We start from the raw sequence: 26,510 nt of genomic DNA on the forward strand, positions 1-26,510 counted from the left end.
ATTGATCTACCGCAATGCATGCAGAAAGGGTTGAGAATAATGAGGAAAGAGTACAATAAATTAATCCGTGACCGCATTCCTGAAATTATTCACGAATCAGGAAAAATCCCGATTGTGAAGCAACTTACTCAAGCCGAACACTTTGAGCAAGCACGTTTGAAACTCTATGAAGAAATCAAAGAGTATGAAGAGACGAACATTGATGAAGAGTCTCTTGAAGAGTTAGCTGACATTTTGGAGTTGGTCTATACACTTGGAAACATGCATGGGGCAGACTTCGATGAATTGAACCGCATACGTGAAGAGAAACGCAAAATACGTGGCGGTTTTGAAAAGGGTCTATTTTTAGAAGAGGTCCTCGATTATGAGTGATTTACGACTCCATACGAGCAATCTAGGCATCCCTTTACAAGAACACATAGACGCGGCGACTGAAATTTATATGGTCGTCGCGTTTGCTCAAGTTTCGGGAGTGAAAGAATTATCCGCTTCGTTAAGAAAAGCGAGTGAACGTGGCGCTCAAATCAGAATTTTGGTAGGAGACTATCTGTACCTTACCGATCCTGATGCATTGGATATGCTATTACAAATACCGAATATTGAGCTCCGGCTATACCGCTCAAAAGGGAGGTCGTTCCATCCAAAGGCATATTTGTTCCGTACAATAGGAAGCGGTACATTTTTTGTTGGTTCCTCGAACTTGTCGCATAGTGCACTAAATCATGGTGTGGAATGGAATGTTGAAATTCCTTCGAGTGTCTCAGAGGAAGTGTTTGAAGAGTCAGTCGCTGCGTTCCATGAATTATTTTATAGTGAGTATGCGCAAATGATGAATCCAGTCTCGTTACAGCCTTATCGCGAAGAGTACGAAGCGCGAAAGGATCGAATGAAGGAGCTGGAGGTCGCTGAACACTCTCCCGTTTACATAGAAGATGATTCGATTACACCGACGTCTGTCCAAGATGCGGCATTGTTGACACTCCGAGAGACGATGGCGGAAGGCCGAAAAAAAGCGATGCTCGTTTTGGCGACTGGATTAGGAAAAACGTATTTAAGTGCATTTTTTGCTCGTCAATTCAAACGTATCCTTTTCGTTGCGCATCAAAAGGAACTTTTGTTACAGGCAGAAAAGTCATTTCTCAATGTGGCAACGGATTGGAAGACAGGATTACTACTTGGAGGTGAATCACGAAATCAAGAAACTGCTGATGTCGTGTTCGCCTCGATTCAAACGTTAGCTTCGAAGCAAAGAATGGAGCAATATGACCCGGAGCAATTCGATTTGATTATCGTGGATGAGTTTCATCATTCGGCTGCTCCTTCCTACCGTCGGGTGCTAGATTATTTTCAACCAAAGTTCTTACTTGGTTTGACTGCTACGCCTGACCGCTTAGACGGAGGAGACGTATATGCACTTTGTGATGATAACGTCGCTTTCCAGATGCACTTTACGGAAGCGATTGAAGAATCGTTTTTAACCCCGTTTCATTACGTTGGAATTTATGATGAAATCGACTACTCTCAGATTCGTCTTATCAATGGACGTCGTTACGATCAAGAAGAGTTATTGGCAGAACAGTTAAAAGAAAGTGTTGCCGAGAAGATTTACAAGGCTTGGTCAGAACATCATCAATCGAGAGCACTCGGCTTTTGTTCTTCCGTTGTACAAGCTGAATATTTGGCGGATTATTTTAGGAGACAAGGAGTGCAGGCGGTAGCGCTTCATAGTCAGGCCGAGTATGATCGCACCGAAGTGATTACTCAGTTAAAGCATGGGCAATTGGACATCATTTTTGCAGTGAATCTATTTAATGAAGGTGTCGATATCCCTGAAATAGATACGTTATTGTTCTGTCGTCCGACAGAATCATTGACAGTGTTCACCCAGCAAATCGGACGAGGTCTACGTCTATCAAAAGGAAAGACACATTGTACGATTATCGATTTGATTGGGAACTATAAAAACATTGATAAGAAACTGGCGCTATTGACGACAGACGGTCCAGATTCACTGAAGAAGGTTCCAACATCAAATAGCTTACCTAATTCGTGTACAATCGAATTTGATTTAGAGACTGTCGATCTTTTGAAGAAAATGATGACCCGTTCTTCGACACGACATCAATTATTAGAACGAAATTATTTCATGGTGAAGGAAGAGCTAGGGAGACGACCGACCTACCTAGAACTAATCCAACGAGGCGAATATTCATTGGAGGCGTATCAATCCGAAAGGAAGCACTTTAGTGGCTTCTTCGGCTTTTTAAAGAAGATTGGTGAGTTAACAGACAGTGAGTTAAGTGTTTTTGAAAATATGTATCCTCTTTTGTATGAAGTGGAGGATACAAGAATTACAACAAGTTATAAGATGGTTGTATTATCCGTCATGTTAGAGCGGGGGAAACAAATGTGGTACACTCCTTTGAAAGCATCTGATGCAGCTTATCCGTTTTATGATTACTTGACGAGTGTGCCTTATCGTCAACAGATTGATGGAAAGACAAAAGACTTTCAGCAACCTTTCCATCAACAACGGATTGAAAAATTGTTGTTGCGGATGCCATTCGATAAAATTGCTAAAGGACCGTTTTATGTAGAAAATGAAAGCCTACATATCGAATTTAATGAAGCGCTCCGCAATCCGGTAGTTTATGAATGGGTGAGCCAGATTGTAGAAGTTCGCTTACATTACTACTTCAGTCGGAAAGCGCAACGATCATCAGATTGATTGATTTAGTGATGTTGAATGAAAAATTAGAGAGGTGGGGGTAAGGTGAAACGCCTGTTACTACGTAAAATCCAATTCGCCCTCCAACACCACGGTGGGACGGCGTCCTTGAAAGACATTTATGCGTATGTCGAAAAATCATACTATCAACTCGAACTCGATCGATATAAAGATTGGAAAGGGCACGTCAATAAACAGATTCGTGCGCATTCCAGTGATTCGGCGAGCTTTATCGGAAAAGAAGACCTCTTTTATTCCACCGGAAATAAAGGCATTTGGGGCCTCAGACAAACCAATAACTAACGAAAGCGGGACCAATTTCACTTGGTTCCGCTTTCAATGTTTACAAAACATCACACCCTATTGTCACACAATGTTCATTACTGTACACTTCGATATTGTGTGCTAAAAATTATGTTAGGGGTTAGTCAATGGAACTTGTACAGCAATTATCTCAAATGCAACTGATCAACCAATTCTGGTTGCTTATGGCCTTCGTTATTCCAATGGTCATTTTATCTCGTATGGTCGTGGCTGGGACACGCTTCTCGCCGATCCTCGTCATCGTCATCTTCGGTCTCGGTCTCGGGTTCGGCATGGTCGAGCTCGGTATCGCGACGCCGGGTCTTCCTGAATTTCCGCTCGTCGACTTCTTGTCACGGACGACGATCATTGCGTTAGTCGTTTCGTTCTTCGTCGGCGGACAAGAACTTCGTAAAATCTTGAGTAAACAAGAGCTCGACATGGAGGACATCGTCATTCCTGCCAAAGAGGAAATGTTCCTCGGGACAGGACGAACGCAGTTCATCTTCATCCTTCGTTCGTTCTTCTTGCTCGTCGGTTTGGAAGGATTCTTCCGTATGGCAATCGAGCCAGGTACGGCAGAAGGGATTGCGCTTTACTACCCAATCCTCGCACTCCTCGGTCTTGCCGTGTCGTTCTTACTCATCGACCATAAAGCACAGATTCAGGACAAGAAAGTATACATGCAAAAAGGTGTCATCGAGACAGTCCTCTTGCTAGTCATCTTGTTCGTCTCGTTCTTGATTGCGACAGCGGTTCAGCCGATTATCGCACTTCCGCAAATCTTCTTCGCGATGTTGATTTCGTCAGCACTCGGTGCCATCTTCCATAACTGGACGTATGGACCGACTGTCCGCGCGCTTCTCTTCGCAGGGATTCCGGTCGTCTTGGCTGCCAACTTCATGGTCGGTGGTTCACGAATCGGTGACGCATTCGCAATCGAAGGTATGAACTCGATTCTCGTGTACGGTTTCTTCGGTCAGTTGTTCTGGATGTTCGGTGGAATCGCGCTCATCATGTGGTTCGCTCGTACGGGTCACATCCGTAACCTCGCGCCAGGTATGGCAGGTTCACTTTCACACAGTGGTCTCACAGGAGCGTGTACGGCTGGTGACTTCGGTCAAGTGGCGGCGAAACGCGCGCCGATCATGATCAACATCCCGTTCTTCGGACATATCTTCGTATTCTCGATTCTCGCAGTCAGTGCCGACAACGGTGCTCTCTGGATTTGGCCGACAGCCATCATCGTTTTGGTCGGTCTCGTACTCACTGCGCTCGCGTTGAAAAACTTACGCGCGGCGAACGGGGAAGACTTCAAAGAAGTCAAAGCCCTTATGCAGTTCTCGTTCGGGTGGCAAATGATGGCCGTTTTCGGTGGTCTCGTCATCTTGACGTTCAGCACGATTGCGTTTGATTACACGACGATGGCACAATCGTCAGCGATCTCGCACTTCGGATTGTTCGCAGCGGTTCAAGGTGGAATGTTCGGGACGGAAGCGTCACTTCTCATCCCGCTCATCTTCTCGATGCCGTTCCTCGTGCACCCGATCGTCTTCTACATGTTTGGGAAAGCACTCGACAACAATGGCGAAATGCCACGTGTACCGGTATATGCGATGGCGCTCGTTGGTGTCGTCGGTGTATCTGCAGCGATTTTCGCCTTATAATAGGACTCCGCTCTGACTTCGGTCAGGGCGGTTTTTTTGATGAAATGGATATGGTAGACTTTGGATAGTGAGAGCGGGGGAGAGCGTATGAAAAAATGGTTGTTCATCGGTTTTGTTGTGTTGATTGTAGCTAGAGTCTGGGCGGCACCGATGTATCCAACGAAAGCGGATGAGGCTGACTTTATAAGCTGGTTCGAGGAAGCGTATTCGGTACAGTGTGAGGATGAGAGCTGTGACTCGTTCAAGCTGATCGGGGATCAAACAAATACATATGTAAATCAAGAGGGGTATATGAAACAATCAAGTGGCTTTTTCACTTTTGAAATGGAGGTCAGGCGATTATATCGAAGTGTCGAAGAACCCGAACGAGTCGGGACGATTGAAGTGAGATGGAATCAAGATTCGTTTGAGATTACTGAAGAGACGGGTATATTTGTTGCTTCACCATAGGAGGCTTGAAAGCATGTTGATGATCAATCAAGATGTAAAGGGAAAGCGCTATGAGGCGCTCATTGATGTTTTGCTTGAGCACTGCACTCATTTTGCTTTCGTGGAAGACAGGCGAAGAATGGAGATTGAAGAGGAGCGTCTAGCGTATATGGATTTGCTGACTGAAGAGATTCGTTGGGATTTGATCGAACGAACCATCGTGAGTGAGTGGGAGACAACACGACTGTCTGGGGATACAGCGTATCTATATTCTTTTCATATGAATTACAGGACAGCACAGTTCCTAAAAGAGCAGGGTGGCTCGTTGTTCAGTTGGATCCACCCAGAACTTCCGGAAGACTTGATGTTTTACGCGGGAGATACGTGTGTGCTCGCCGTATGTTCCCATGAAGCGTTCTTTGGCGTCGATGAAGAGATGTGGGAGCGTATTAGATTAAATGAATGATTAAGGTCACCTCTTATACGGGTGACCTTGTATTAAGTCAACTTGCTAGGGAGGGGTCTCCAGTCTGGGTCTTTTTTATCATGCTCATTTGGTGTTCTGACATCATCACAAAAGAGCCGATCACTCGCACCAAATTGGATGTAATTCTGTTGAGCGTGTCGAAGCGACACCGTATTCGCACCGCCTTCATAATCGGGATCGTCGAATTGAACCCCGTCATCTTCCCAAAAGCAGATTCGACAAATGTCGTATGTGCCTGGAGGTTCTTCTTCTAACGTCTGGTAGCCACAGCATGGGCATGTGTATCTCACCATTATCACCTCACTATTTAGTATAGAGGATACAAGCAAAAAGCGTCCGACCTTTTCTCAGGTCGAACGCTTTTTCTGTCATCACATATACATCGAGATCAACGTCAAGATGGCAAGCCCACCTTGTGTCAGAATAATCTTCTTGTCACTCGTGATACTGCCATATAGGGCAACGAGAATGATATAGAGCAGAATCATGGTGACAATCTCGACCGGGTTGGGGGAGAGGTAGAGTCCGTACAAGAGCCCGACCCCAATCAATCCGTTATACACGCCTTGATTTTTGAACAAAACCGACACCGAGTCTCTCGTCAGCTCGTCTTTCGACATACGGAAGACGCGTGACGTCGAGGAAGAGGCTGTCGCAATCGTTTCTAAATAGAAGATATAGAAGAATTCGATGGCGACGAGTGTCCCGAGCACAAGAGTGAGCGTCGACATATTAGTTGACTGCTGCTACTTGGATGACTGGTTTCGCAGACACGTAGTTCGCGACGTTTTGTGCGAAGTTGATGAGGACCGGGTTTTGGTTGTGCTGCTCGAGAGCGGCTTGGTCTTCCCAGTTCTCGATCATGACGAAACGGTTCTCGATAGATGTTAACTCGTATAAGTCATATCCGACGCAACCTGCTTCTTGTTTTGATGAGTCGATTAAGACTTGGATGTCACGCAAGAAGTTCTCGCGTTGTGATGCTTGGATATCGAATGTAGCGTTAACTAAGATCATGGGTGATTCCTCCGATTGTTTCATGAATTATTTGAACGATGTGACCGTTTGAGCGTCAAGACGGACTGATTCGTAACCTTCTTCTGCTGCTTTCCCGACAGACAAGATCATGACTGGTACGTAACGATCTTTATCGAGACCGAATGCTTCTGCGAGCTGGTCTTTCTCGAAACCGCCGATTGGGTTCGTGTCATAGCCGTGTGCACGGGCTGTGAGCATGAATTGCATCGCTGCGAGACTCGCATCGATCTTCACGATGTCGTTCATCTCTTGTTTCGAGAGGTTTTTGTAGTAAGGGATGATCGCGCCGAGCTGTTGATCGCGCACTTCTTGTGGCATTTTGCCTTCTGCGACCGCTTGATCGTAGATTTGTTCGCCGTACTCGTAGCATTCCATGTCTCCGAAGATGAGGAGCATCGCAGAAGACGTGTCGTTTTGACGTGTGTTGAAACGGATGAGCGGTTTAAGCGTCTCTTTCGCTTCTGGGCTTTCGACGACGACGAAACGCCATGGTTGCATGTTGACCGATGATGGGGCAGTCGTTGCTTCTTGAATCATCTCGAGCATTTCTTCTTGTGAGATTTTCACGCTCTCGTCATAGACACGGATTGATTTACGACCGAACATAACGTCTGTGAATGTATTGTTTTCGAATGTAGTTGCCATTGGTGAATTCCTTCTTTCTCTGTTTAGGTGTGACTGTTCAATTTTTGAAGCAGTCCGGATAAGTGTTGAATCTCTTCAGCGGACAAGGCTTGTAAGACGAGGTGGTTGGCCTGTTCGTCTCGTTCGCAGTGCCCAAGATCTTGCTCTGCTTTCTCTGTCACACGGACGAACATCTCGCGATGGTTCTCCGCGTTCCGCTCTCTGACGACATACCCTTTCTCTTCAAGGATTTTCAAATGTCGGGTGATGGCAGCATTGTCGATTTTCATTTCTTCTTTAATCGCACGTTGCGAACAAACGCCTCGTTCTTTGACGACTTGTAACATCTCGTAGCGGGTCAGGCTGAAGCCCGTCTCCCGTTCGAACGACGATGCGACGTTTTGTTCCGCCAACTTGATTTGGTAAAGTAATCGGCTGATTTCACGTAGGTCCATTGCGTCCCACCTTTCTCAATTGACTTATCAATCGTTGACTTGTCAAACGATACAACGTTTTGGATTGTCTGTAAAGTCAAACGCTCAAAAAAAGACGACACCGGATTATTGTGTCGTCTCCTCTACGATGGGGGTGCCATCAAATCGATATTCTGTTGTGAATGTCGTCTCGTCGAATCCATACATTCGGTCGTAGGCATTCAAGTCCTCAATCGTCCGCACATCGAGGAAGGACGGGTCGATGTCAGACGCTTTGCGCGTGAACATCATGTACCGCTCGGTGTAGTCATCGTTGCCGCCTGGTTTCCCATCGAACGAGAAGTGAATCGAATAGACGTCGGATTCCACTTCACGGATGACATCGAGGATCCGTCGTTTCTGTTCGTCCCTATTGTTCCAGTCTTCATGAAACATGATTGAGACGTCGAGATACGTCTTCGGATTTGTTTCATAGATGGACGTCGGGGTCGGGAAGATGTTCGCTTGTGCATCATCGGACACTCCGAGCGGTACTTCCGCACGGACCGTCTCTTTCTCGTTCAAGATTCCTTGCGACACGAGGCGCTCGTGAATCGTCCGCTCTGCCTCGCGTTCCCAATATGTCTCGAGCACGTTATCGTGGATGGAGCCGTCACTGTACGTCACGAGAAAATAAGTGCCAGCGAACGGTTCCTTCGTCAATGTCACTTCTCCGGTATAACCGCCCATATGCCAGTCGCGTGACAGCTCGATGTCGGGTTGTTCATTGTACGTTTGCTTCACATACGCGTTGTATGTCTCCCGTGCCTCTGACTTTTCATGCGTCGTATACACGAAGAGCCCGCCAGCGACAAGCCCGACGGCCACACCTGCTATGATTCGTTTTCTGATCATTTCGTCACCTCTCGTTCAATTTACCTGATATTGAAGAGGAATACCTCGGTCCAAAGTCTTATTCAAATCATTTCCATTTCGCTGTAAACTAAAAGTGCCCTCAAAGAACTATTGTAATTGCGTGTACTAATACATATAATACACTTAAAGAGTAACATTGATTATGAGAGGGTGTGACCCATGTTATACAAAATCGATATGAAAAGTTCAGAACCGCTATACGAACAAATCGTCAATCAAACGAAAGAGCTCGTAATCCGTGGAATTTTACGACCCGGAGATAAGGTGATGTCCGTGCGTGAACTCGCCACCGACCTCGTCATCAATCCAAATACGGTCAGTAAGGCATATCAGGAATTGGAACGGCTCGGGCTGCTTGAGATGCGACGTGGGCGCGGGACGTTTGTCTCCGAGGACTGGGTGGACGATGATGCGGCACGTGAGCCGGTCATCGCCTCGATCAAAAAGATTGCGATTGATTGCCACTATGCGAACGTGCCGTTAGACGAAGCCATTGGCGTATTGCGAACGGAATATGAGAAAGTAGGGAAATCCAATGCTGAAAGTTGAACAGTTAAGTAAAAAAATTGACCGTCAAACGATACTCGATGGCATCGACTTTACGGTCGAATCTGGAGAAATCATTGCGCTCGTCGGACGTAACGGTGCCGGTAAGACAACGCTTCTCCGCACGATGGTCGGCATCATCCGCCCAGATATGGGCGACGTGCTCTATGGTTCGAAAAGTATCTTTAAAGATGCGGGATTGAAGCGTGACGTCATTTTCGTACCGGATTCAGCCGATGCGCTCAAAAATTATACGGTGAATGAGGCGACTGACCTGTATGAATCGATTTATCCATCCTTCAACCGTACCGTCTTCCGTGAGACATTGACACGATACAACATCGACAACAAAAAGATCCGCCAGCTTTCTAAAGGACAAAAGGCACTCGTCACGTTATCGCTCGCCTTCGCCGTCCAAGCGAAATACTACCTGCTCGACGAACCGACGGACGGTTTAGACGTCGTCGCTAAATCTGACGTGTTGAAACTGATGATTGCCCAAGTTGAGAATCGGAACTGCTCGATCATCGTCTCAAGTCACCAACTTCATGAACTCGAACGCATCGCTGACCGTATCATCATGATTGAGAATGGACGTGTCAAAGCGATCTTGTCGCTCGAAGAGGCGCGTGCCCTCAGCATCAAGTGGCAAGTCGTCTTCAACGACCATGTCCCGGTCGAACTGCTCGAACGAAAAGATATCGAAATCATTAGCGTGACGGGACGTGTCGTGCTGTTCATGGCGAAAGAACGGACGGAAGAGCTCGAGACGTTCATCGATTCATACAATCCGATGCTCATCGAAGAGATTCCGATGTCTCTTGAAGACGTCTTCCGTGTCCAGTTAGGAGGAGAAGCCCATGCTGTCTAAAGTATTGTTAAAGAAAGATTGGAAACAAGTGTCGTTACTTTGGATGCTGCTCGTCTTCTTAGGCGTCGTCGCCTTCACTGTGCCGGCTTGGACACAATTTGAGCAGTTTGATGAGCAGATTAAAGATGCACGAGCGAATTCTGTAGATTACGGGATCCCATTTGAAGAACGAGATCGCCTGACGGTTGAGTCCTTCTTCGACCCTGATTCGAGTTTAGCTTTCTATCTTGGTGACATAGGTGATGTCATTCCGGTAGGACCAGTTGTATTCTTATTCGTCGTGTTTAGTGCGCTCATGGCCACGTCGCTCATTGGTGCCGAACGAAACAGTCAAATGTCGGACTTTTCGATGTCGCTCCCGTTCACCCGCACCCAGCTGTACATATCAAAATGGGTGTTGGGGGCAAGTGGGATTATCATGTCCACGCTGTTAGGAAGTATCGCGATGTTTGCATTGGTCGCCACTTCTCGTTATTCCTTCTTATTAGAAGGGACCGTATTTAAATCGATTGTGATCGTCTTGTATATCGCCTTGATTGGGATCTCGTTATTCTCGTTGGCTTTATGGATGGGATCGTTCGGTGGGGAATCGATTTCTCAATCAGTGTGGTCGTTTGTCGCCTTGATTTTCCCGTTAGGAATTCTCGCATTGATTCAAGGATCAGCTTACTCGCTGACTGGTCGAGGTGATGCGTTGGGTTGGTTAATCGATTCAGCTTATGAAAGTGTATTTATTCAAGCCATCTCACCACTCGGTAACTTGATGAATTTATCTTTATATGAATACATTCGATCCAATCAGTATTGGCAAGAGTTCGTCACGATTAGCATTCCATCGTCTATCGTCTTTATCGTCTTGTCATTATGGTTAGGAGCTTGGATGTACAATCGTGCACCACAAGAAAACAACGGTCGTTTCTTCATGTTCAACAACTGGTTATGGCTCGTCCACATTATCATCGTTGGATGTATCGCGATGTTCACAGGAATTGTGTTCACGACATTCACGTATCAAGCGAACAGTATGTTGTACATCGTAGGCTTTGTGATCGGAGCGTTCTTAGCACACTTACTCGCTAAGCGTTTGCTTTACCGCTTCAACTTGAGACTCAAATCGTAAGGAGGGACACCTATGAAACGCTTCTGTCTGTTGCTCGTCCTCGTCATCTCACTGGCAGGATGTATGAACCCGGAACCGGACGCCTTTGAATACAAAGGGGCGAAAGTCGGGGACAATGCAGCCGTCGTCGGCATTGCCGGAAGTTTGCCGCTACATGAATGCTATCGATCGGTCGAACTGCAGACGAAGAAGCGTCCTTATGGGTTGACCGTCCGTTACGAAGACCCGGGTATGGAACGAGCGGAACAAGAACATCTGGCGATTCGGAATGCGGCTGCCTACTTCACCCTCATCCCGAACGCCGAAATCGTCCGTTTTGCTTTCCCGAACCGGACCTATGCCTTCTCTCGACCTGAAATGGAGGCATGGTTCGGGACTGACTTCTCAAATATTCGTCATGAAAAAGAATTGCAACAACTCATGAATCAGAAGCTTGAAAAATTGGATTCGAAAGATTCCTATTTTAGGCGGGTATGACAGCGATTGGATGACAAATCCAATCGCTTTTTTTGATATTTTCTGAAAATTATCGGGTAAAGGGTAGATGAAAGCGTTTTCTTAGCATTATAATAGGGTTAACTGAATGAGTATTCATTTCCAAGGAGGAACAGCGATGAACAAACCGTGGTTACAAGATTATCCAGAAGGAATGCCCCAGTCAATCGATTATGAGGTAAAGCCGCTCTATGAGGCGTTGTCTCGCGCAGCAAAGGATTATCCAAATCGTACGGCCGTCTCCTTTATCGGAAAGGAGTGGACATTCGCGGAAATCGATGATGCCGCACGTCGACTCGGAACGATGCTTCAAGCGAAAGGGCTTGAAAAAGGCGACCGCGTCAGCCTCATGCTTCCAAACTGTCCTCAATACGTCATCTCGTTCTATGCCGTACTCTATGCAGGAGGGACGGTCGTCCAGACGAACCCACTCTATACGGAACGTGAGCTAGAAAATCTCGTCACGGACGCAGGTGTCAAAATCGTCATTACCCTCGACCTGTTATATCCGAAAACGCTTCGCGTCAGTGAGAAGACGGAGATTCAAACCGTGATCACGACGAGTATCGCTGATTACTTACCATTCCCGAAAAACAAACTATATCCAATCAAAGTGAAACGGGAGAACAATATCGTCATCGATACGACCGGATCGACGCCGTTTAAAAATTATAAAGACTTTAACCCTATCACGCCACTCGACATCGAACCGAAAGAAGATGTCGCCGTTCTTCAATACACTGGGGGGACGACGGGACTTCCGAAAGGCGTCATGTTGACCCACTTCAACTTGACGGCGAACGCGGATCAAATCACGAACTTATTCTATAAGTATAATCGTGGGGACGAGAAACGCGTCTTGTGTGTCGTACCGTTCTTCCACGTCTATGGGATGTCGTGCTGTCTGAACTTCGGTGTCACGAACGGCTATGAGCTCGTCCTCGTACCACGTTTCGAAGTGACGGATGTCTTGAAGACGATTCAGAAGAAAAAGCCACACTTCTTCCCAGGCGCACCAACGATGTATGTCGGAATCTTGAACGACCCGAAACTGAAGATGTACGATTTGTCTTCGATTGAAGCGTGTATCTCGGGTTCGGCTCCGCTTCCAATCGAGGTGCAAGAGGAATTTGAGAAGATCACGGGTGGTCGCATTGTCGAAGGGTACGGTTTGTCTGAGACGTCGCCGGTCACGCATGCGAACTTCTTGTGGGATAAACGGATTGTTGGCTCGATCGGTGCCCCGTTATCGGATACTTCTGCTAAAATAGTAAAAGCAGACGGAGAGACAGAGGCGGACATCGGTGAAATCGGGGAGATCATGCTGAGCGGTCCACAAGTCATGAAAGGCTACTGGCAGAAACCGGAGGAAACGGCAGCCGTCTTGAAAGATGGGTGGCTCGCAACTGGTGACCTCGGCTACATGGGCGAGGACGGGTTCTTCTATATTGTCGACCGGAAGAAGGACATGATCATCGCAGGTGGCTTTAATGTCTATCCGCGTGAAATCGAAGAAGTCCTCTACGAACATCCGGCCGTGAAGGAAGCGGTCTGTATCGGTGTCCCAGATCCATATCGGGGTGAGACGGTCAAAGCGTTCATCGTCCTTCGCGATGGCTCGAGTGTGAAGGAAGAAGAACTCGACAAACATTGTCGTGAGAAGCTTGCGGCCTATAAAGTGCCGAAGTTGTATGAGTTCCGCGACGAGTTGCCAAAGACGTTCGTCGGTAAGATTTTACGCCGTGTCCTCGTCGACGAAGAGAAGGCCAAACAAGTGAAACAAAGCAGTTGACACCAAGCGTACGCATGATAGAATAATAAATGAATGAACCATCATTCATTTTTCTGCAACGGTAAGGAGCTTGGGGTTAATGACAAATCATATTTCGAAAAGTGACCGAATCATTGATGCGGCGGTCAAAGTAATTGCCAATCATGGCTATCACGGTGCAAAGGTGACAGCCATCGCCAAAGAGGCGGGTGTCGCGGACGGCACGATCTATTTGTACTTTAAAAACAAGGAGCATCTCTTAATCGAATTGTTCCAAGCGAAGATGGGGCTGTTCATCGACTACTCGAAACAACAAATCGAGAGCGAGACGTCAGCCGGGAGTAAGTTGTATCAGTTGATTGAATCACATTTAAAGCAACTGTCGGCAGATTACGACCTCGCCGTCGTGACACAAATCGAACTTCGGCAGTCGAACTTGGTACTTCGCCAAAAAATCGGAGAAGTGCTCAAACCGTATTTGAACTTAATCGATTCTGTCGTCAAACATGGAATCGAGACAGGAGAGTTTGACAAAGATTTAGACTATCGACTCGCCCGTCAAATGATTTTCGGCACAATCGATGAGGTTGTGACGAGTTGGATGGCGAGCGGCTTCAAGTATGATCTGTTGTCGACGCTTCCAAATGTGCACCATATGTTGAAAAAAGGGCTTACGTAACAGTGAGCCCTATCACTAGCTCAAAAAATGAATGCTGATTCATGAATGATGGGAAGAATTGACTAAAGGGGGATCAACCATGAATATTTTTGTTTTGCTGAAACGTACGTTTGATACTGAGGAAGCGATTCAGCTCGAGAATGGGGAAATTCAAGAAGACGGCGCTGAGTTCATCATCAACCCGTATGACGAATATGCGGTCGAAGAAGCGATTCAAAAACGTGACGCACTCGGGGGAGAGGTCACGGTCGTCACGGTAGGACCAGAAGACGCGGATAAAGAATTGCGTACAGCGCTTGCGATGGGTGCGGACAAAGCCGTTCGCATCTCAATCGAGGACGATGTCGAGGATGCGGACCATGTCACGATTTCAAAAGTGCTCGCCACATACTTGAAAGAACAGGACGCGGACCTCATCTTCGCAGGAAACGTAGCAATCGATGGCGGTAGCGGACAAGTCGCACCACGTGTCGCAGAACTTCTCGACATGAACTACGTGACGACGATCACGGGTCTTGAAATCGATGGTACAACGGCTACGGTCACACGTGACGTCGAAGGGGATACGGAAGTGATCGAAGTCGCACTCCCACTTCTCGTGACGGCACAACAAGGGTTGAACGAGCCACGTTACCCGAGCTTGCCAGGGATCATGAAGGCGAAGAAGAAACCGCTCGAAGAACTCGAACTCATGGACATCGATCTCGATGAAGATGAAATCGAAGCGAAAATCGAGACGATTGAACGATTCTTGCCAGAAGAGAAGAAAGCCGGTCGCATCCTTGAAGGCGATATGTCGACACAAGTGAGCGAGCTCGTACAACTTCTTCGCACGGAAGCGAAAGTCATTTAAGGGGGAGATCATAGATGAAAGCTTTAGTACTCGCAGAAGCGCGTGAAGGCGCGTTACGTAACGTATCATTCGAAGCCATCGCTGCGGCGAAGCAATTGACAGACGATGTGACGGCAGTCGTGATTGGGGATCACGTGCAATCACTCGCACAAGAACTCGGGGAGTATGGTGCAAGCCGCGTCCTCGTCGTCGAAGATGATCGCCTCAAGCATTATACGCCTGACGGCTACGGTCAAGTGCTCCGCCAGTTGATCGAGCAAGAAAATCCGGAAATGATCGTTCTCGGGCACACGGCTCTTGGAAAAGACATCGCACCGAAACTTGCGGCACGTCTAGATGCCGGACTCATCAGTGACGTTGTCTCTATCGAAGGAACTGGACGTGACGCAGAGTTCGTGCGTCCAATCTACTCAGGGAAAGCGTTCGAGAAAGTGAAGTTCAAAGATTCGGTCATGTTCTTCACAATCCGTCCAAACAACATCGATGCACTTGCACGTCAAGCAGGCGCGAGCGTCTCTGTTGAAACGCCGGCCGTCGAATTGAAAGACCTTGCGATGATCGTCAAAGAAGTCGTGCGAAAAGCGACTGGGAAAGTGGATTTGGCGGAAGCGAAAGTCATCGTCGCAGGTGGACGTGGCGTCAAGAGCGAAGACGGGTTCAAACCGCTTGAAGAGTTGGCAGAGCTTCTCGGAGGCGCGGTCGGTGCTTCACGTGGAGCATGTGACGCCGATTACTGCGATTACGCACTTCAAATCGGACAGACGGGTAAAGTTGTCACACCGGACCTCTACATCGCATGTGGGATTTCGGGAGCGATTCAACACTTGGCTGGGATGAGTAACGCGAAAGTCATCGTCGCCATCAACAAGGACCCAGAAGCAAACATCTTCAGCGTGGCAGACTATGGCATCGTCGGCGACTTGTTCGATGTCGTCCCGATGTTGACGGAAGAGTTCCGTAAGCACCTCGTCAATAGCTAATAAGCAAAACGTTTTGGGGTTGTTACCCTCCGTGGTATACTCTGAACATGAATTGCATGAGAGTTCTCTATCAGGACTCTCTCATCTTATTGGGGAGGTTTTTACAAATGGCTATTAAACATGCAACGACTCAATCGTTTGAACAAGATGTAAAAGAGGGCGTCGTCCTCGTAGATTTCTGGGCAACTTGGTGTGGACCATGTCGCATGATCGCGCCAGTTCTTGAAGAACTCGATCAAGAAATGGGTGACCAAGTCCAAATCGTGAAACTCGATGTCGACGAAAACCCTGAAGTCGCAGGTGCTTTCCAAATCCAAAGTATCCCGACACTCATGATGTTCAAAGATGGTGAGCCTGTTTCGAAAACAATGGGCTTCCAACCAAAAGAAGCATTGAAAGAGTTTATCGCGACAGCACAATAATTGCGTAGCAGCCGATTGAGATCGGCTGCTTTTTTGTTTTACTGAGTAGAAAAGAAGGAAAAGGACAGGCAAGTAGGGAATAGGATGAGTTATTCCACGCACCCTCAATCCGGTCATATTCCGATACATAACGTCTGATTTCAAATTTTTTTTGAAGAAATTCCGTCGGCTTCCTTCATATTTAACAGATTCGGAATTTTGACGGGGGAGCGCTTGAACTGGAAGCTTTTATCATGGAAACAGACTGAAAATTTACGCTATACTCATGAGGAAGACATGATGGAGTCAAGTGACCTTACTTTACGGCTCAATCTATTGTACGACTCTGTTCGAAGGAGGAATTTTCTTGTCGCTGTTACATTTAGCTATTTTGTTGCCGCTTCTTGCGGCACCATTCATCCCGCTTTTGTTCCGGGGGATGAAACAAATTCATACAGGCTGGTTCGTCTTGATCGTTCCGGTCGTGCTCGTCACCTACTTCGCCGGATTCATTCCGATCACGAGTGCAGGGGACGTCGTGACAGAGACGATTGCGTGGATGCCATCCCTCGGGATTAACTTCACGGCATACGTCGATGGACTCAGTCTCTTGTTCGCCCTTCTCATCACGGGAATCGGCGCACTGGTCGTCCTTTATTCGATTTACTATTTGAATAAGGACAAAGAGTCGCTCGGGCATTTTTACGTGTATCTCTTGATGTTCATGAGTGCGATGCTCGGGGTCGTTCTCTCGGATAACATGATTGTCATGTATATGTTCTGGGAGCTCACATCGATTTCATCATTCCTGTTGATTGGATATTGGTATGAGAAAGAACGTTCCCGCTATGGAGCGCAGAAGTCGATGCTTCTCACCGTGTTCGGCGGATTGTCGATGCTCGGGGGGATCGTCTTACTCGAATCGATGGTCGGCTCGTACAGCATTCGCGATATGGTCGCGAACTCGGGCGTCATCGCCGAGAGTCCATTCTTCCTCGTCGCGATGATTCTCATCTTGCTCGGGGCGTTCACGAAGTCAGCGCAGTTCCCGTTCCACATCTGGTTGCCTGACGCGATGGAAGCACCGACTCCGGTCAGTGCGTACCTCCACTCAGCAACGATGGTCAAGGCGGGTCTCTACCTTGTGGCCCGCATGAGCCCGGTGTTCCAAGAGTCATCCGTCTGGCTATGGACGATAGCCGGAGTCGGGATGTTCACGATGTTCTGGGGTTCATTCAATGCCGTGAAGCAGACCGACCTGAAGGGAATCCTAGCGTTCTCGACCGTCAGTCAGCTAGGGTTGATCATGTCACTCCTTGGACTCGGAGCGGCGGCGCTCCACTATGACGGCATGGATGACAACATCTTTATGGTCGCGACGATTGCGGCGATCTTCCATTTGATCAACCACGCGACGTTCAAAGGCTCGCTCTTCATGATGGTCGGGATTGTCGACCACGAGACGGGCACACGTGACATTCGTAAACTCGGTGGTCTGATGACCGTCATGCCGATTTCATTCACGGTCGCCGTCATCGGTTCGTTATCGATGGCTGGTCTTCCGCCATTTAACGGATTCTTGAGTAAAGAGATGTTCTTGAAGGCGACGACGAAAGTCTTCTCGGCCGACTTCTTTGCGCTCGATACGATTGGGATTCTACTCCCGATCATCGCCTTCGTCGGAAGTGTGTTCACGTTCATCTACAGCATCATGCTGTTCACGCGGACGTTCATGGGCAAGGCGAAGTTCGATCAATTGCCGAAACAACCGCATGAGGCGCCGATCGGCATGTTGATTTCGCCGGTCATCCTCGCGCTTCTCGTTGTCGGTCTCGGGTTCTTCCCGAACGTGTTGTCGAACTCGCTCATCAAGCCAGCCGTCGAGTCGATCTATCCGACACTCGTCGCGCAAGGGCAAGATGTTAAAGTAGATATTTACTTCTGGCACGGTTTGACGCCTGAACTATATATGACAATCGGGGTGATCCTTCTCGGTTCATTGCTGTTCTGGCAAATGGGTAAATGGATGGGCATCTACAACCGCATCCCACATCGTTTGACGCTCAACGGGATGTACGACGGTACGCTCGTCTGGTCGAACAAGGCGGCATATCGCTTTAAAGACAACTACATGACTGGTTTCATCCGGTCGTACTTGATCTATATTTTCGTCTTCCTCTCAGGTATGATGCTCTTCAGCATCTGGTGGTTCGACATGTACCGCTTCTCGTTTGAGAACCTGGCTGAGATTGCACCTTATGAATATGTACTTGGAGCCGTCGTCATGCTAGCGGCGCTCGCGATTCTCTTCATGAAGTCGCGTCTCCCGTCCATCATCCTACTTGGGGTCGTTGGATACGGCGTGGCACTGTTCTTCGTCTTCTTCGGTGCACCGGACTTGGCGCTCACGCAGCTCGTCATCGAGACGGTCTCGGTCGCATTGTTCTTGCTCGTCTTCTATCACATGCCGGACATCAGCAAGAAGGAAGTACGGATGCGTTTCAAAGTCGGGAATGCCATCGTGGCTGTTCTCGTCGGGACGACCGTGACGCTCCTCAGCTTCATGGCGCTCACAAACAAATCGCTCACTTCGATCTCAGAGTATTACAAAGAGAACGTGTATGAGCTTGCAGCAGGTAAAAACATGGTTAACGTCGTTCTCGTCGACTTCCGTGGATTTGATACCCTGTTTGAAATCGTGGTTCTCGGGATTGCGGCTTTCGGGATCTACACGATGATTAAATTTAGAACAACACGACGTACGAAAGGGGAAGGTGAACATGAAGCAAAACAGCAGACGCGTCAATGACGTCATTTTGCAGACGGCCGCGATTATCATTTTCTTCATCATTGTCATCTTCTCCATCGACTTGTTCTTTGCCGGTCACTATTCACCAGGTGGAGGATTCATCGGTGGATTGATGACATCCGCGGCACTCGTCTTACTGTTGCTCGCGTTTGATTCGAAGACGCTCGCGAACGTGCTCCCGATTGACTACCGTCTCATGACGGCGACCGGATTACTGATTGCGCTTGCGACAGGTCTTCACTCGGTTTTCTTGGGTCGTCCGTTCTTGACGCACGCATACGGGAAGTTTGACTTACCACTTCTCGGTGAACAGACGCTTCACACGGCGATTGCGTTCGACTTAGGGGTTTACCTCGTAGTCATCGGAATCACCTTGACGATTATACAAACGATTGGAGAGAGTGAATAATGGAAATCTTCGTTAGCATCATCATCGGTGTCCTGACGATGTGTGCCGTCTATCTTGTTCTCTCAAGAAGTTTGTTACGCATCATCATCGGCACTGCCTTGTTCAGTCACGCGGCACACCTTCTCGTCTTGACGACGGCAGGTTTGAAGACAGGGGCTGCCCCTGTTCTCGTCGACGGTGTGACGGAATTCACAGACCCGTTACCGCAAGCGCTCGTCTTGACGGCAATCGTCATCAGTTTCGGGGTGACGGCGTTCTTCCTCGTACTTGCCTACCGCACGTATCAGGAGCTCAGCACGGACAATATGGAAGAAATGAAAGGAACAGAATCGTATGATTAACTTACCGGTCTTTCCAATCGTCATTCCTGCGCTTGCGGCCATCCTTATGATGTTTATGCCAAAACGGGTCCAGCTGCAGCGCGCAATGGCTCTTGGAGCTTTAGTTATTACGGCGATCGTGTCACTCTTTCTCGTGCATACGGTCTCCACGGAGGGAATTCAAACCCTCAACCTCGGGAACTGGCAAGCACCGTTCGGCATCACGCTCGTATCGGATATGTTGTCAGCCCTACTCGTGACGACGTCGACTCTCCTCACGCTCTTCATCGTGTGGTTCGCCGTCCATTATTTCTCTGACTCATATGAAGGAAACTACTTGTACATCTCGATGCTCTTCTTGCTCGTCGGGGTGAACGGTGCCTTCACGACAGGCGATATTTTCAACTTGTTCGTCTTCTTTGAGGTCTTCTTGATGTCCTCATACGTATTGATTGTACTCGGTGGACGTGGCGTCCAGTTACGTGAGTCAATCAAATACTTGCTCGTGAACATCATCGCTTCGGCGCTCTTCGTCATGTCAGTCGCCTTGCTTTACGGTGTCACAGGTACGCTCAACATAGCGGACTTGGCGATGAAGATCCCGCTTGTCGATAACCCGGACGTCATCACCGTCATCGGTGTGCTATTCGTCATCGTCTTCGGGATGAAAGGGGCACTCGTCCCACTTCACTACTGGCTCCCTGGAGCGTACGTGGTCGCACCGACCCCTATTCTCGCCATGTTCGGGGCTCTCTTGACGAAAGTCGGGGTGTACTCGATCTTGCGGACGTACACGCTACTCTTTGATGGGAACGGTGAGTTTCTACAGACGTTCCTCATGGTGCTCGCTGTCCTCACCATCTTCATCGGGATGACAGGGGCCATCGCCTATAACGACGTTAAGTTGATCATCATCTACAACATCATGATCGCAGTCGGGGTCATCTTATACGGAATTTCGGTCAACACGCAGACGTCCCTTGAAGGGTCGCTCTACTACTTGATTCACGACATGATCATCAAGGCCGTTCTCTTCATGCTCGTCGGGATGATGATCGGGATCACCAAATCCGGTCAACTCCGTGATATGGGTGGACTCATCACTCGCTTCCCGTTGTTCGGATGGACGTTCTTCGTCGCAGCGCTCTCGCTCGCAGGGATTCCACCACTCAGTGGATTCTTCGGGAAATTGTTGATCGTCTCAGGTGGGATGGACGAAGGCGAGCTGTTCGGACCACTTCTCGTCCTCTTATCGAGTCTCTTCGTCCTCTATTCGGTCATGAAGATTTTCTTGAACGGGTTCTGGGGCGAGGCGAAGCGCGAGTATGATGGGCCGCTCGTACCGTATACGAAGCGTTTGATTGTACCGGTCTTCTTGTTGCTCATCATTGCGGTCGCATACGGATTTGGGGCAGAAGCCATCCATCCGTATATCACGCAAGCGATTGAGCCGCTCGTCAATCCAGAAATCTATATCGATGCCGTGATAAAGGAGTGAATGACAGATGGCTTATCAACTATTGATTAACTTTTTCCTGGCGTTCATCTGGATGTTCCTCACGGGGTCGTTCACATCGAGCGGATTCTTCATCGGGTATCTACTCGGCTTACTCATCTTGTTCATGATGCGCCGATTCTTTAAATCTAGTGGGGGCGGTTTTTACTTCACACGCGTCTGGTGTCTGTTTAAACTGCTTCTCATCTTCATCCGTGAATTGTTCCTCGCGAACTTTGAGGTACTGCGCCTCGTCCTTAGTCCGAAGTTGAAGATTCAACCAGGGATTTTCCGCTATGAAACGTCGCTCGACAAAGGATGGAAAGTCAGCTTGCTCTCGATGCTGATCACGCTCACACCAGGGACGCTCGTCGTTCAGGTGTCAAAAGACAATGCCGTGCTCTATATCCACGCGCTTCACATGCCGGATAAAGAAGCGCTACAAAAAGACATTTATGATAACTTTGAATCAAGCATTAAGGAGGCGACAGAGTGATGGATTTACTAGACATTCTCATCTACATCTCGCTCGCCATTCTCTTGCTTGCGATGTTGATGATGTTGTATCGCGTCGTGAAAGGACCGACGACGGCAGACCGAGTCATCGCGCTCGACTCAATCGGGATCGCGCTTATCTCGGTCGTCGCGTTACTGTCGATTCTGCTCGATACGACCTTGTATTTTGAAGTCATCTTACTACTCAGTATTTTGGCTTTCATTGGTACGGTGGCGTTCTCGAAATTCTTAGAGAGGGGAGAGATTATCCAACATGACCGCGACAATGATCTTTGATCTCATTACCGGCATCTTCACGATCATCGGCGTCTTCTTCACGGTCGTCGCCGCGATCGGTCTCATCCGTCTCCCTGATATTTATTCGAGAACACACGCTGCCTCAAAGAGTGCGACACTCGGTGTCATGTTCGTCCTCTTCGCAGCCGTCCTTCACGTATATGTCGATGAACGGGTGTTTGATGCAAGACTCTTGCTCGGTCTCTTCTTCGTCCTCTTGACGGCTCCTGTTGGAGGTCACCTCATCTCGCGTGCGGCGCACGCGAAAGGTGTTCCACTTTGGGAGAAGTCATTACAAGACGCACTGAAAGAAGACAAGGACAAAGGAATCGAATAAGAAAAAGACGGGATTTGCCAAGAGGCAAGTCCCGTCTTTTGTTTAAATGAGATAGGTCAGGTCGGAGGCGGCGGTCGGATAGGCGACTTCTAAGTGCTTCACATGTTGATGCGACAGTTTGTTCTGTATAATGAAAGAGAACAGGTTGATGAGTTCAGGGGCGTGGTGACCAATCAAATGAGCCCCGATGACGTGCCCTTCTGCACTCAGTAACACTTTTGAATAGGCGGTTGCTTCGTTGATTCGTGAATAGGTGAGGAAGTGCGACATGTCCGTTTCTTTCACGTCGAAGTCAATGCCCTCAGCTTCCGCTTCCTCGACCGTAAGACCGACTTTGGCAATCGGTGGCGTCGCATAGACGATGGTCGGGGCCGGACGCTCGGGGAGTGACCTTGTATTCCCGTGAAGCATATTGAGTGCGGCGAGGCGCCCTTCCTGACCGGCGAATGGAGTGAGTGCAGGATTGGGACTTTTGGCGACGTCGCCTGCGGCGTATATATTTGGGTTACTTGTTTGCAGATGCTCGTTTACGTGTACACCGTGATGATCCGCTGTGACACCGGCCGCTTCAAGCCGGAGTCGCTCGATGCTTGGAATTCGTCCTGTGGCGTTAAGGACCACGCCTTCGAGGGTAGAGTCATCTGATAACGTTAAGACGTTGCCATCGATTCGTGTTGGTTCGACGTCATGTCGGACGGTGATGCCGATTCGCTTCGATTCCTCAATGAGCCGATGGACGACGTTCGGGTCGAATGCTTTCAACGCACGTGAACGGATGAGGAGTGTCACGTCGCTTCCGAATCGTCGGAAGATATGGGCAAACTCAAATGCGATATACCCGGCGCCTACGATGTGAATCGAATGGGGAACCGTGTCAAGGTCGAACACATCATCGCTCGTGATTGCCAGTTCGCCACCTGGGATGTCAAGAGGGCGGGGCGTTTGACCTGTGGCGATTAAAAATTGAGGGGCAGAGAGCTCGTGACCATCGATGACGATAGAATCCTCGTCGATAAAGTGGGGCTCTCCCTGATATAAATCAACGTTCATCTCGTTCCAATGCTGTGTTTTTGTAGTAGGAATCGAGAAGCGATATTCATCAATCCGCTTTTTAAAAGATGACCAATCGAGTGAAATGCTTCCATCGACGCCGATTTCGCGCATACGTTCCGTTCGGGCGAGGAGTTCGGCTCCTTCAGCAAGCATTTTCTTCGGGTCACATCCGCGTTGAGGACATGTTCCTCCGAACGTCCAATTCTCAATGATGGCAATCTCTTTACCGGCTTCTCGTAAAATGGAAGCGGCTTGGCTCGCGGCGGAGCCGCTACCGATAATGATGACATCGTATCGTTTCATAATATAAAATCCTCCTCTGACGAGATATCACACTCTTTTTCCCGTCCAGGAGGAAGCTAAACTGAGGTGAATGGAATTGAGTCATAGCGACCACATTAAGCATAAATTAGCACTGCTCCCGGATGAGCCGGGTTGTTATCTGCATAAAAACGAATATGGTGAAGTCATCTATGTAGGGAAGGCAAAAAACTTGAAGAATCGTGTGCGTTCCTATTTCACAGGCGCCCACGACATCAAGACGATGCGCCTCGTCGCAGAGATCCGTGACTTCGAGTACATTGTGACGGCGAGCGAACTCGAGGCGCTGCTTCTTGAAATGACACTCATCAAAAAGCACGATCCGAAGTACAACATTCGCCTAAAGGACGACAAAACGTACCCATATATCAAGATTACGAACGAACCGTATCCACGTCTGTTGACGACACGTAAGTTAAAGAAAGATGGTGGACATTACTTCGGACCATATCCGAACGCCTATGCGGCGAACGAGACGAAACGTCTTCTCGATAAACTGTATCCGCTGCGGAAATGTCAGCCGATGCCGAAGAAACTCTGTCTGTATTATCACATCGGGCAATGTTTAGGTCCTTGCGAGCTGGCGGTCGATACGGATTCGCAAAAAGAGATTGTTCAGGAAATCCGACGCTTCTTGAACGGGGAGACGGGTGAGACGCTCACGAAGCTGAACGTCGAGATGGGACGTGCCGCTGAGGACATGCAGTTTGAGCGTGCGGCTGAACTACGCGACCAAATTCGAGCAGTCGAATCGATCATGAACAAACAGAACATGATCACGGCCGACCCGACGGCCCGTGACGTCTTCGGCTATACGCTCGACCGAGGCTGGATGTGCGTCCAAGTATTCTATATGCGTGGCGGGAAGATGATCGAGCGAGATGTCTCGCTCTTCCCGATGCATGGAGAGCCTTCGGAAGAACTCGAAAGTTTCATCGTTCAGTTCTATGAACAAAACGTCGTGCCAAAAGAAATTCTCGTACCCGAGACGGTCCGGCTCGATTTACTGAATGACGCCATCGGAACGAAAGTGATGCAGCCGAAACGAGGGGCAAAGAAACAGTTGCTTGATTTAGCGACGAAGAATGCGACAATCGCCTTAAACGAGAAGTTCGAGTTGCTCGCCCGAGATGAAGAGCGGACGTTGCTCGCGATGCGTGAACTCGGGGAAGCAATCGGCATCCCCAACTTGTCACGTGTCGACATCATCGACAACGCGAACATCCAGGGGGCGGACGCCGTGTCGGCGCTCGTCGTCTTTGAAGACGGGAAGCCACTCAAAAAAGAATATCGGAAATACAAGATTCGGACGGTTCAAGGACCGGATGATTACGAGACGATGCGTGAAGTCGTCCGTCGACGATTCCGCCGTCTTTTGACGGAAGACAAGCGATTACCCGATCTCCTACTGATCGATGGGGGGATTGGACAATTAAACGCGGCACTCGACGTCATCCAAAACGAGTTCGGGCTCGACTTGCCGGTCGGCTCGCTCAAAAAGGATGACCGACATCGAACGAGCCAACTGTTATTCGGGGAAGGTGGGGGCGTTGTCGAGCTTCATCCACGCTCGAGCGCTTTTTATCTGTTGCAGCGGATGCAAGATGAGGTCCACCGTTTCGCCATCACGTTCCACCGCAGCTTACGGACGAAGAAGATGACGAAGTCGATCCTCGATGAGATTCCGGGTGTCGGTCCGAAGCGTCGTCAACAGCTCATCCGCCATTTCGGGTCGATGAAACAGATTCGTCTGGCATCACTCGAACAATTGAAGGAAGCGGGGTTGCCAGAAAAATTAGCGGAGACCGTACTTCAATACGTGCACGAGGAGACGGATGAATGAGAGAGGTTTCAAAAAACGTGGAAAACTTCATCGCTTCTTTCATAAACGCGATCGATGGATTCCTACCAACTGTTCAGCATATATATATCCACGGTTCACTGGCGATGGGTGGTTTTCATCCGGAACAAAGTGATGTAGATTTGTTACTCGTCGTATCGAAGGAGTTGACTCGAGAGGAGCGGCAAGACCTCATCGACTGCTGTCTCTCGTACTCCAACGAGCCATATCCCCTCGAACTGAGCATCATGACGACGTCGCAACTAGAAGATTGGTACCATCCAAGTCCTTTTGAGTTTCACTATAGTGAAGGGTGGCGCTCGCGTTTTGAAGAAGCTAGTAGGGAAGAACGAACCGAATTGCAACAAGAATTCACTGATCCTGATTTGGCAGCTCACGTCCTAGTGATTTTAGAGCGAGGTATCACTTTGAGAGGGCAACCGCTTCATGACTTCCTCTCTGGATTCGATTCAGCTCATTTTTCTGATGCGATACGAGCAGATGCGCTCGATTGTCTTGACTCGATTGAAGAACAGACGGTGTATAGCGTATTGAACTTGATACGCGGACAAGCCTATGAACAAGAAGGTATCCTTCTCTCCAAACAAGAAGCACTCGATTGGTTAGTAAAGAACGGACATTTTCCAGGAAATATTATCGAAGTTGCTCGCAAGGCGACTCAGAGCTATGGAGGGGGGAATGTGACATTTGATCGGCACGAACTCGATGGTTTTCGTCGATACATGCGTCAACAACTTCAGCGGAAACAAAAATAAGAGTCGATGCGTTGGCA

The 26,510-nt window shown here is 48.5% G+C and carries 31 protein-coding genes; 24 read left to right on the forward strand and 7 right to left on the reverse strand.

The features are described from left to right. The first annotated feature begins 39 nt into the window (after positions 1–39). From F3H97_RS01620 to F3H97_RS01645, 6 genes are all read left to right on the forward strand, one after another. The gene (locus F3H97_RS01620; RefSeq protein ID WP_196430392.1) at positions 40–372 is read left to right on the forward strand and encodes a nucleoside triphosphate pyrophosphohydrolase; all 333 of its coding nucleotides are present in this window, start codon (positions 40–42) and stop codon (positions 370–372) included. Continuing rightward, positions 365–2,728: a DEAD/DEAH box helicase family protein gene (locus F3H97_RS01625; protein ID WP_230872785.1), complete on the forward strand. Its 2,364-nt coding sequence runs from the start codon at positions 365–367 to the stop codon at positions 2,726–2,728. The genes F3H97_RS01620 and F3H97_RS01625 overlap by 8 nt, the downstream gene beginning before the upstream one ends. Positions 2,729–2,773: 45 nt before the next feature. Next, positions 2,774–3,031, forward strand: coding sequence for a hypothetical protein (locus F3H97_RS01630; RefSeq protein WP_196430393.1), 258 nt, complete (start codon positions 2,774–2,776; stop codon positions 3,029–3,031). 128 nt (positions 3,032–3,159) lie between these two features. Then, positions 3,160–4,698, forward strand: a complete 1,539-nt coding sequence (locus F3H97_RS01635; protein WP_196430394.1) for a hypothetical protein — start codon at positions 3,160–3,162, stop codon at positions 4,696–4,698. Between the two features lie 87 nt (positions 4,699–4,785). After that, positions 4,786–5,148 carry a hypothetical protein gene (locus tag F3H97_RS01640; RefSeq protein ID WP_196430395.1) on the forward strand — a complete coding sequence of 121 codons (363 nt, stop codon included), beginning with the start codon at positions 4,786–4,788 and terminating at the stop codon, positions 5,146–5,148. 13 nt (positions 5,149–5,161) lie between these two features. After that, complete coding sequence (locus F3H97_RS01645) at positions 5,162–5,593, forward strand: stage III sporulation protein AH (protein ID WP_230872786.1); 432 nt, start codon at positions 5,162–5,164, stop codon at positions 5,591–5,593. 32 nt (positions 5,594–5,625) lie between these two features. On the opposite strand, the gene F3H97_RS01650 is transcribed toward F3H97_RS01645, so the two are convergent. From F3H97_RS01650 to F3H97_RS01675, 6 genes are all read right to left on the reverse strand, one after another. Beyond that, a complete protein-coding gene (locus F3H97_RS01650; protein ID WP_196430396.1) occupies positions 5,626–5,904 on the reverse strand; it encodes a CPCC family cysteine-rich protein in 279 nt (92 codons plus the stop codon). 81 nt (positions 5,905–5,985) lie between these two features. Beyond that, on the reverse strand, positions 5,986–6,345 hold the full coding sequence (locus tag F3H97_RS01655; protein WP_196430397.1) for a DUF1304 domain-containing protein: 360 nt from the start codon (positions 6,343–6,345) through the stop codon (positions 5,986–5,988). A 1-nt stretch (position 6,346) separates the two neighbouring features. Then, positions 6,347–6,631 carry a putative quinol monooxygenase gene (locus F3H97_RS01660; protein WP_196430398.1) on the reverse strand — a complete coding sequence of 95 codons (285 nt, stop codon included), beginning with the start codon at positions 6,629–6,631 and terminating at the stop codon, positions 6,347–6,349. Between the two features lie 27 nt (positions 6,632–6,658). Then, complete coding sequence (locus tag F3H97_RS01665; protein ID WP_196430399.1) at positions 6,659–7,297, reverse strand: nitroreductase family protein; 639 nt, start codon at positions 7,295–7,297, stop codon at positions 6,659–6,661. Between the two features lie 23 nt (positions 7,298–7,320). After that, positions 7,321–7,731 carry a MarR family winged helix-turn-helix transcriptional regulator gene (locus tag F3H97_RS01670; protein WP_047795527.1) on the reverse strand — a complete coding sequence of 137 codons (411 nt, stop codon included), beginning with the start codon at positions 7,729–7,731 and terminating at the stop codon, positions 7,321–7,323. A 105-nt stretch (positions 7,732–7,836) separates the two neighbouring features. Continuing rightward, positions 7,837–8,604, reverse strand: coding sequence for a hypothetical protein (locus tag F3H97_RS01675; protein ID WP_196430400.1), 768 nt, complete (start codon positions 8,602–8,604; stop codon positions 7,837–7,839). 180 nt (positions 8,605–8,784) lie between these two features. On the opposite strand from F3H97_RS01675, the gene F3H97_RS01680 reads away from it, so the two are divergent. From F3H97_RS01680 to mnhG, 16 genes are all read left to right on the forward strand, one after another. Continuing rightward, positions 8,785–9,174 (forward strand): GntR family transcriptional regulator, encoded by a 390-nt coding sequence (locus F3H97_RS01680; RefSeq protein ID WP_078146516.1) that lies wholly within the window; start codon positions 8,785–8,787, stop codon positions 9,172–9,174. Beyond that, positions 9,161–10,042, forward strand: a complete 882-nt coding sequence (locus tag F3H97_RS01685; protein WP_196430401.1) for an ABC transporter ATP-binding protein — start codon at positions 9,161–9,163, stop codon at positions 10,040–10,042. Before F3H97_RS01680 ends, F3H97_RS01685 begins: the two co-directional genes overlap by 14 nt. Continuing rightward, positions 10,032–11,162, forward strand: coding sequence for an ABC transporter permease subunit (locus F3H97_RS01690; RefSeq protein ID WP_196430402.1), 1,131 nt, complete (start codon positions 10,032–10,034; stop codon positions 11,160–11,162). Before F3H97_RS01685 ends, F3H97_RS01690 begins: the two co-directional genes overlap by 11 nt. Positions 11,163–11,174: 12 nt before the next feature. Then, positions 11,175–11,639, forward strand: a complete 465-nt coding sequence (locus F3H97_RS01695) for a DUF4825 domain-containing protein (protein ID WP_015881085.1) — start codon at positions 11,175–11,177, stop codon at positions 11,637–11,639. 136 nt (positions 11,640–11,775) lie between these two features. Next, positions 11,776–13,449 carry an AMP-binding protein gene (locus tag F3H97_RS01700; RefSeq protein ID WP_196430403.1) on the forward strand — a complete coding sequence of 558 codons (1,674 nt, stop codon included), beginning with the start codon at positions 11,776–11,778 and terminating at the stop codon, positions 13,447–13,449. A gap of 79 nt (positions 13,450–13,528) precedes the next feature. Next, positions 13,529–14,107, forward strand: a complete 579-nt coding sequence (locus F3H97_RS01705) for a fatty acid metabolism transcriptional regulator FadR (RefSeq protein ID WP_074037553.1) — start codon at positions 13,529–13,531, stop codon at positions 14,105–14,107. A gap of 79 nt (positions 14,108–14,186) precedes the next feature. Then, the gene (locus tag F3H97_RS01710; protein ID WP_015881088.1) at positions 14,187–14,960 is read left to right on the forward strand and encodes an electron transfer flavoprotein subunit beta/FixA family protein; all 774 of its coding nucleotides are present in this window, start codon (positions 14,187–14,189) and stop codon (positions 14,958–14,960) included. Between the two features lie 14 nt (positions 14,961–14,974). Continuing rightward, positions 14,975–15,940, forward strand: coding sequence for an electron transfer flavoprotein subunit alpha/FixB family protein (locus F3H97_RS01715; RefSeq protein ID WP_015881089.1), 966 nt, complete (start codon positions 14,975–14,977; stop codon positions 15,938–15,940). Positions 15,941–16,047: 107 nt separating this feature from the next. Beyond that, positions 16,048–16,362, forward strand: a complete 315-nt coding sequence (trxA, locus tag F3H97_RS01720; RefSeq protein WP_015881090.1) for a thioredoxin — start codon at positions 16,048–16,050, stop codon at positions 16,360–16,362. A gap of 346 nt (positions 16,363–16,708) precedes the next feature. Further along, positions 16,709–19,150, forward strand: a complete 2,442-nt coding sequence (locus F3H97_RS01725) for a Na+/H+ antiporter subunit A (protein WP_196430404.1) — start codon at positions 16,709–16,711, stop codon at positions 19,148–19,150. Then, on the forward strand, positions 19,122–19,559 hold the full coding sequence (locus tag F3H97_RS01730; protein ID WP_015881092.1) for a Na(+)/H(+) antiporter subunit B: 438 nt from the start codon (positions 19,122–19,124) through the stop codon (positions 19,557–19,559). Before F3H97_RS01725 ends, F3H97_RS01730 begins: the two co-directional genes overlap by 29 nt. After that, positions 19,559–19,900: a Na(+)/H(+) antiporter subunit C gene (locus F3H97_RS01735; RefSeq protein ID WP_015881093.1), complete on the forward strand. Its 342-nt coding sequence runs from the start codon at positions 19,559–19,561 to the stop codon at positions 19,898–19,900. Before F3H97_RS01730 ends, F3H97_RS01735 begins: the two co-directional genes overlap by 1 nt. After that, positions 19,893–21,377 carry a Na+/H+ antiporter subunit D gene (locus F3H97_RS01740; RefSeq protein ID WP_074037548.1) on the forward strand — a complete coding sequence of 495 codons (1,485 nt, stop codon included), beginning with the start codon at positions 19,893–19,895 and terminating at the stop codon, positions 21,375–21,377. The genes F3H97_RS01735 and F3H97_RS01740 overlap by 8 nt, the downstream gene beginning before the upstream one ends. Positions 21,378–21,384: 7 nt before the next feature. Continuing rightward, the gene (locus F3H97_RS01745) at positions 21,385–21,870 is read left to right on the forward strand and encodes a Na+/H+ antiporter subunit E (protein ID WP_196430405.1); all 486 of its coding nucleotides are present in this window, start codon (positions 21,385–21,387) and stop codon (positions 21,868–21,870) included. Then, positions 21,870–22,166, forward strand: a complete 297-nt coding sequence (locus F3H97_RS01750) for a Na(+)/H(+) antiporter subunit F1 (RefSeq protein ID WP_026826530.1) — start codon at positions 21,870–21,872, stop codon at positions 22,164–22,166. The genes F3H97_RS01745 and F3H97_RS01750 overlap by 1 nt, the downstream gene beginning before the upstream one ends. Then, entirely contained in the window at positions 22,144–22,503 is a 360-nt protein-coding gene (gene mnhG, locus F3H97_RS01755) for a monovalent cation/H(+) antiporter subunit G (protein WP_015881097.1), read from the forward strand. The genes F3H97_RS01750 and mnhG overlap by 23 nt, the downstream gene beginning before the upstream one ends. Before the next feature lie 42 nt (positions 22,504–22,545). Here mnhG and F3H97_RS01760 read toward each other — a convergent pair whose 3' ends face one another. Then, positions 22,546–23,859 (reverse strand): dihydrolipoyl dehydrogenase family protein, encoded by a 1,314-nt coding sequence (locus F3H97_RS01760; RefSeq protein WP_196430406.1) that lies wholly within the window; start codon positions 23,857–23,859, stop codon positions 22,546–22,548. A gap of 70 nt (positions 23,860–23,929) precedes the next feature. Here F3H97_RS01760 and uvrC point away from each other — a divergent pair, with 70 nt between their 5' ends. Together uvrC and F3H97_RS01770 are read left to right on the forward strand one after the other, a co-directional pair. Next, positions 23,930–25,720 (forward strand): excinuclease ABC subunit UvrC, encoded by a 1,791-nt coding sequence (gene uvrC / locus F3H97_RS01765; RefSeq protein WP_196430407.1) that lies wholly within the window; start codon positions 23,930–23,932, stop codon positions 25,718–25,720. Then, positions 25,717–26,493 (forward strand): aminoglycoside adenylyltransferase domain-containing protein, encoded by a 777-nt coding sequence (locus tag F3H97_RS01770; protein ID WP_196430408.1) that lies wholly within the window; start codon positions 25,717–25,719, stop codon positions 26,491–26,493. The genes uvrC and F3H97_RS01770 overlap by 4 nt, the downstream gene beginning before the upstream one ends. Positions 26,494–26,510 lie beyond the last annotated feature (17 nt).

The sequence above is a fragment of the Exiguobacterium sp. SRB7LM genome, from assembly GCF_015712685.1.
Lineage (GTDB): Bacteria > Bacillota > Bacilli > Exiguobacteriales > Exiguobacteriaceae > Exiguobacterium > Exiguobacterium profundum.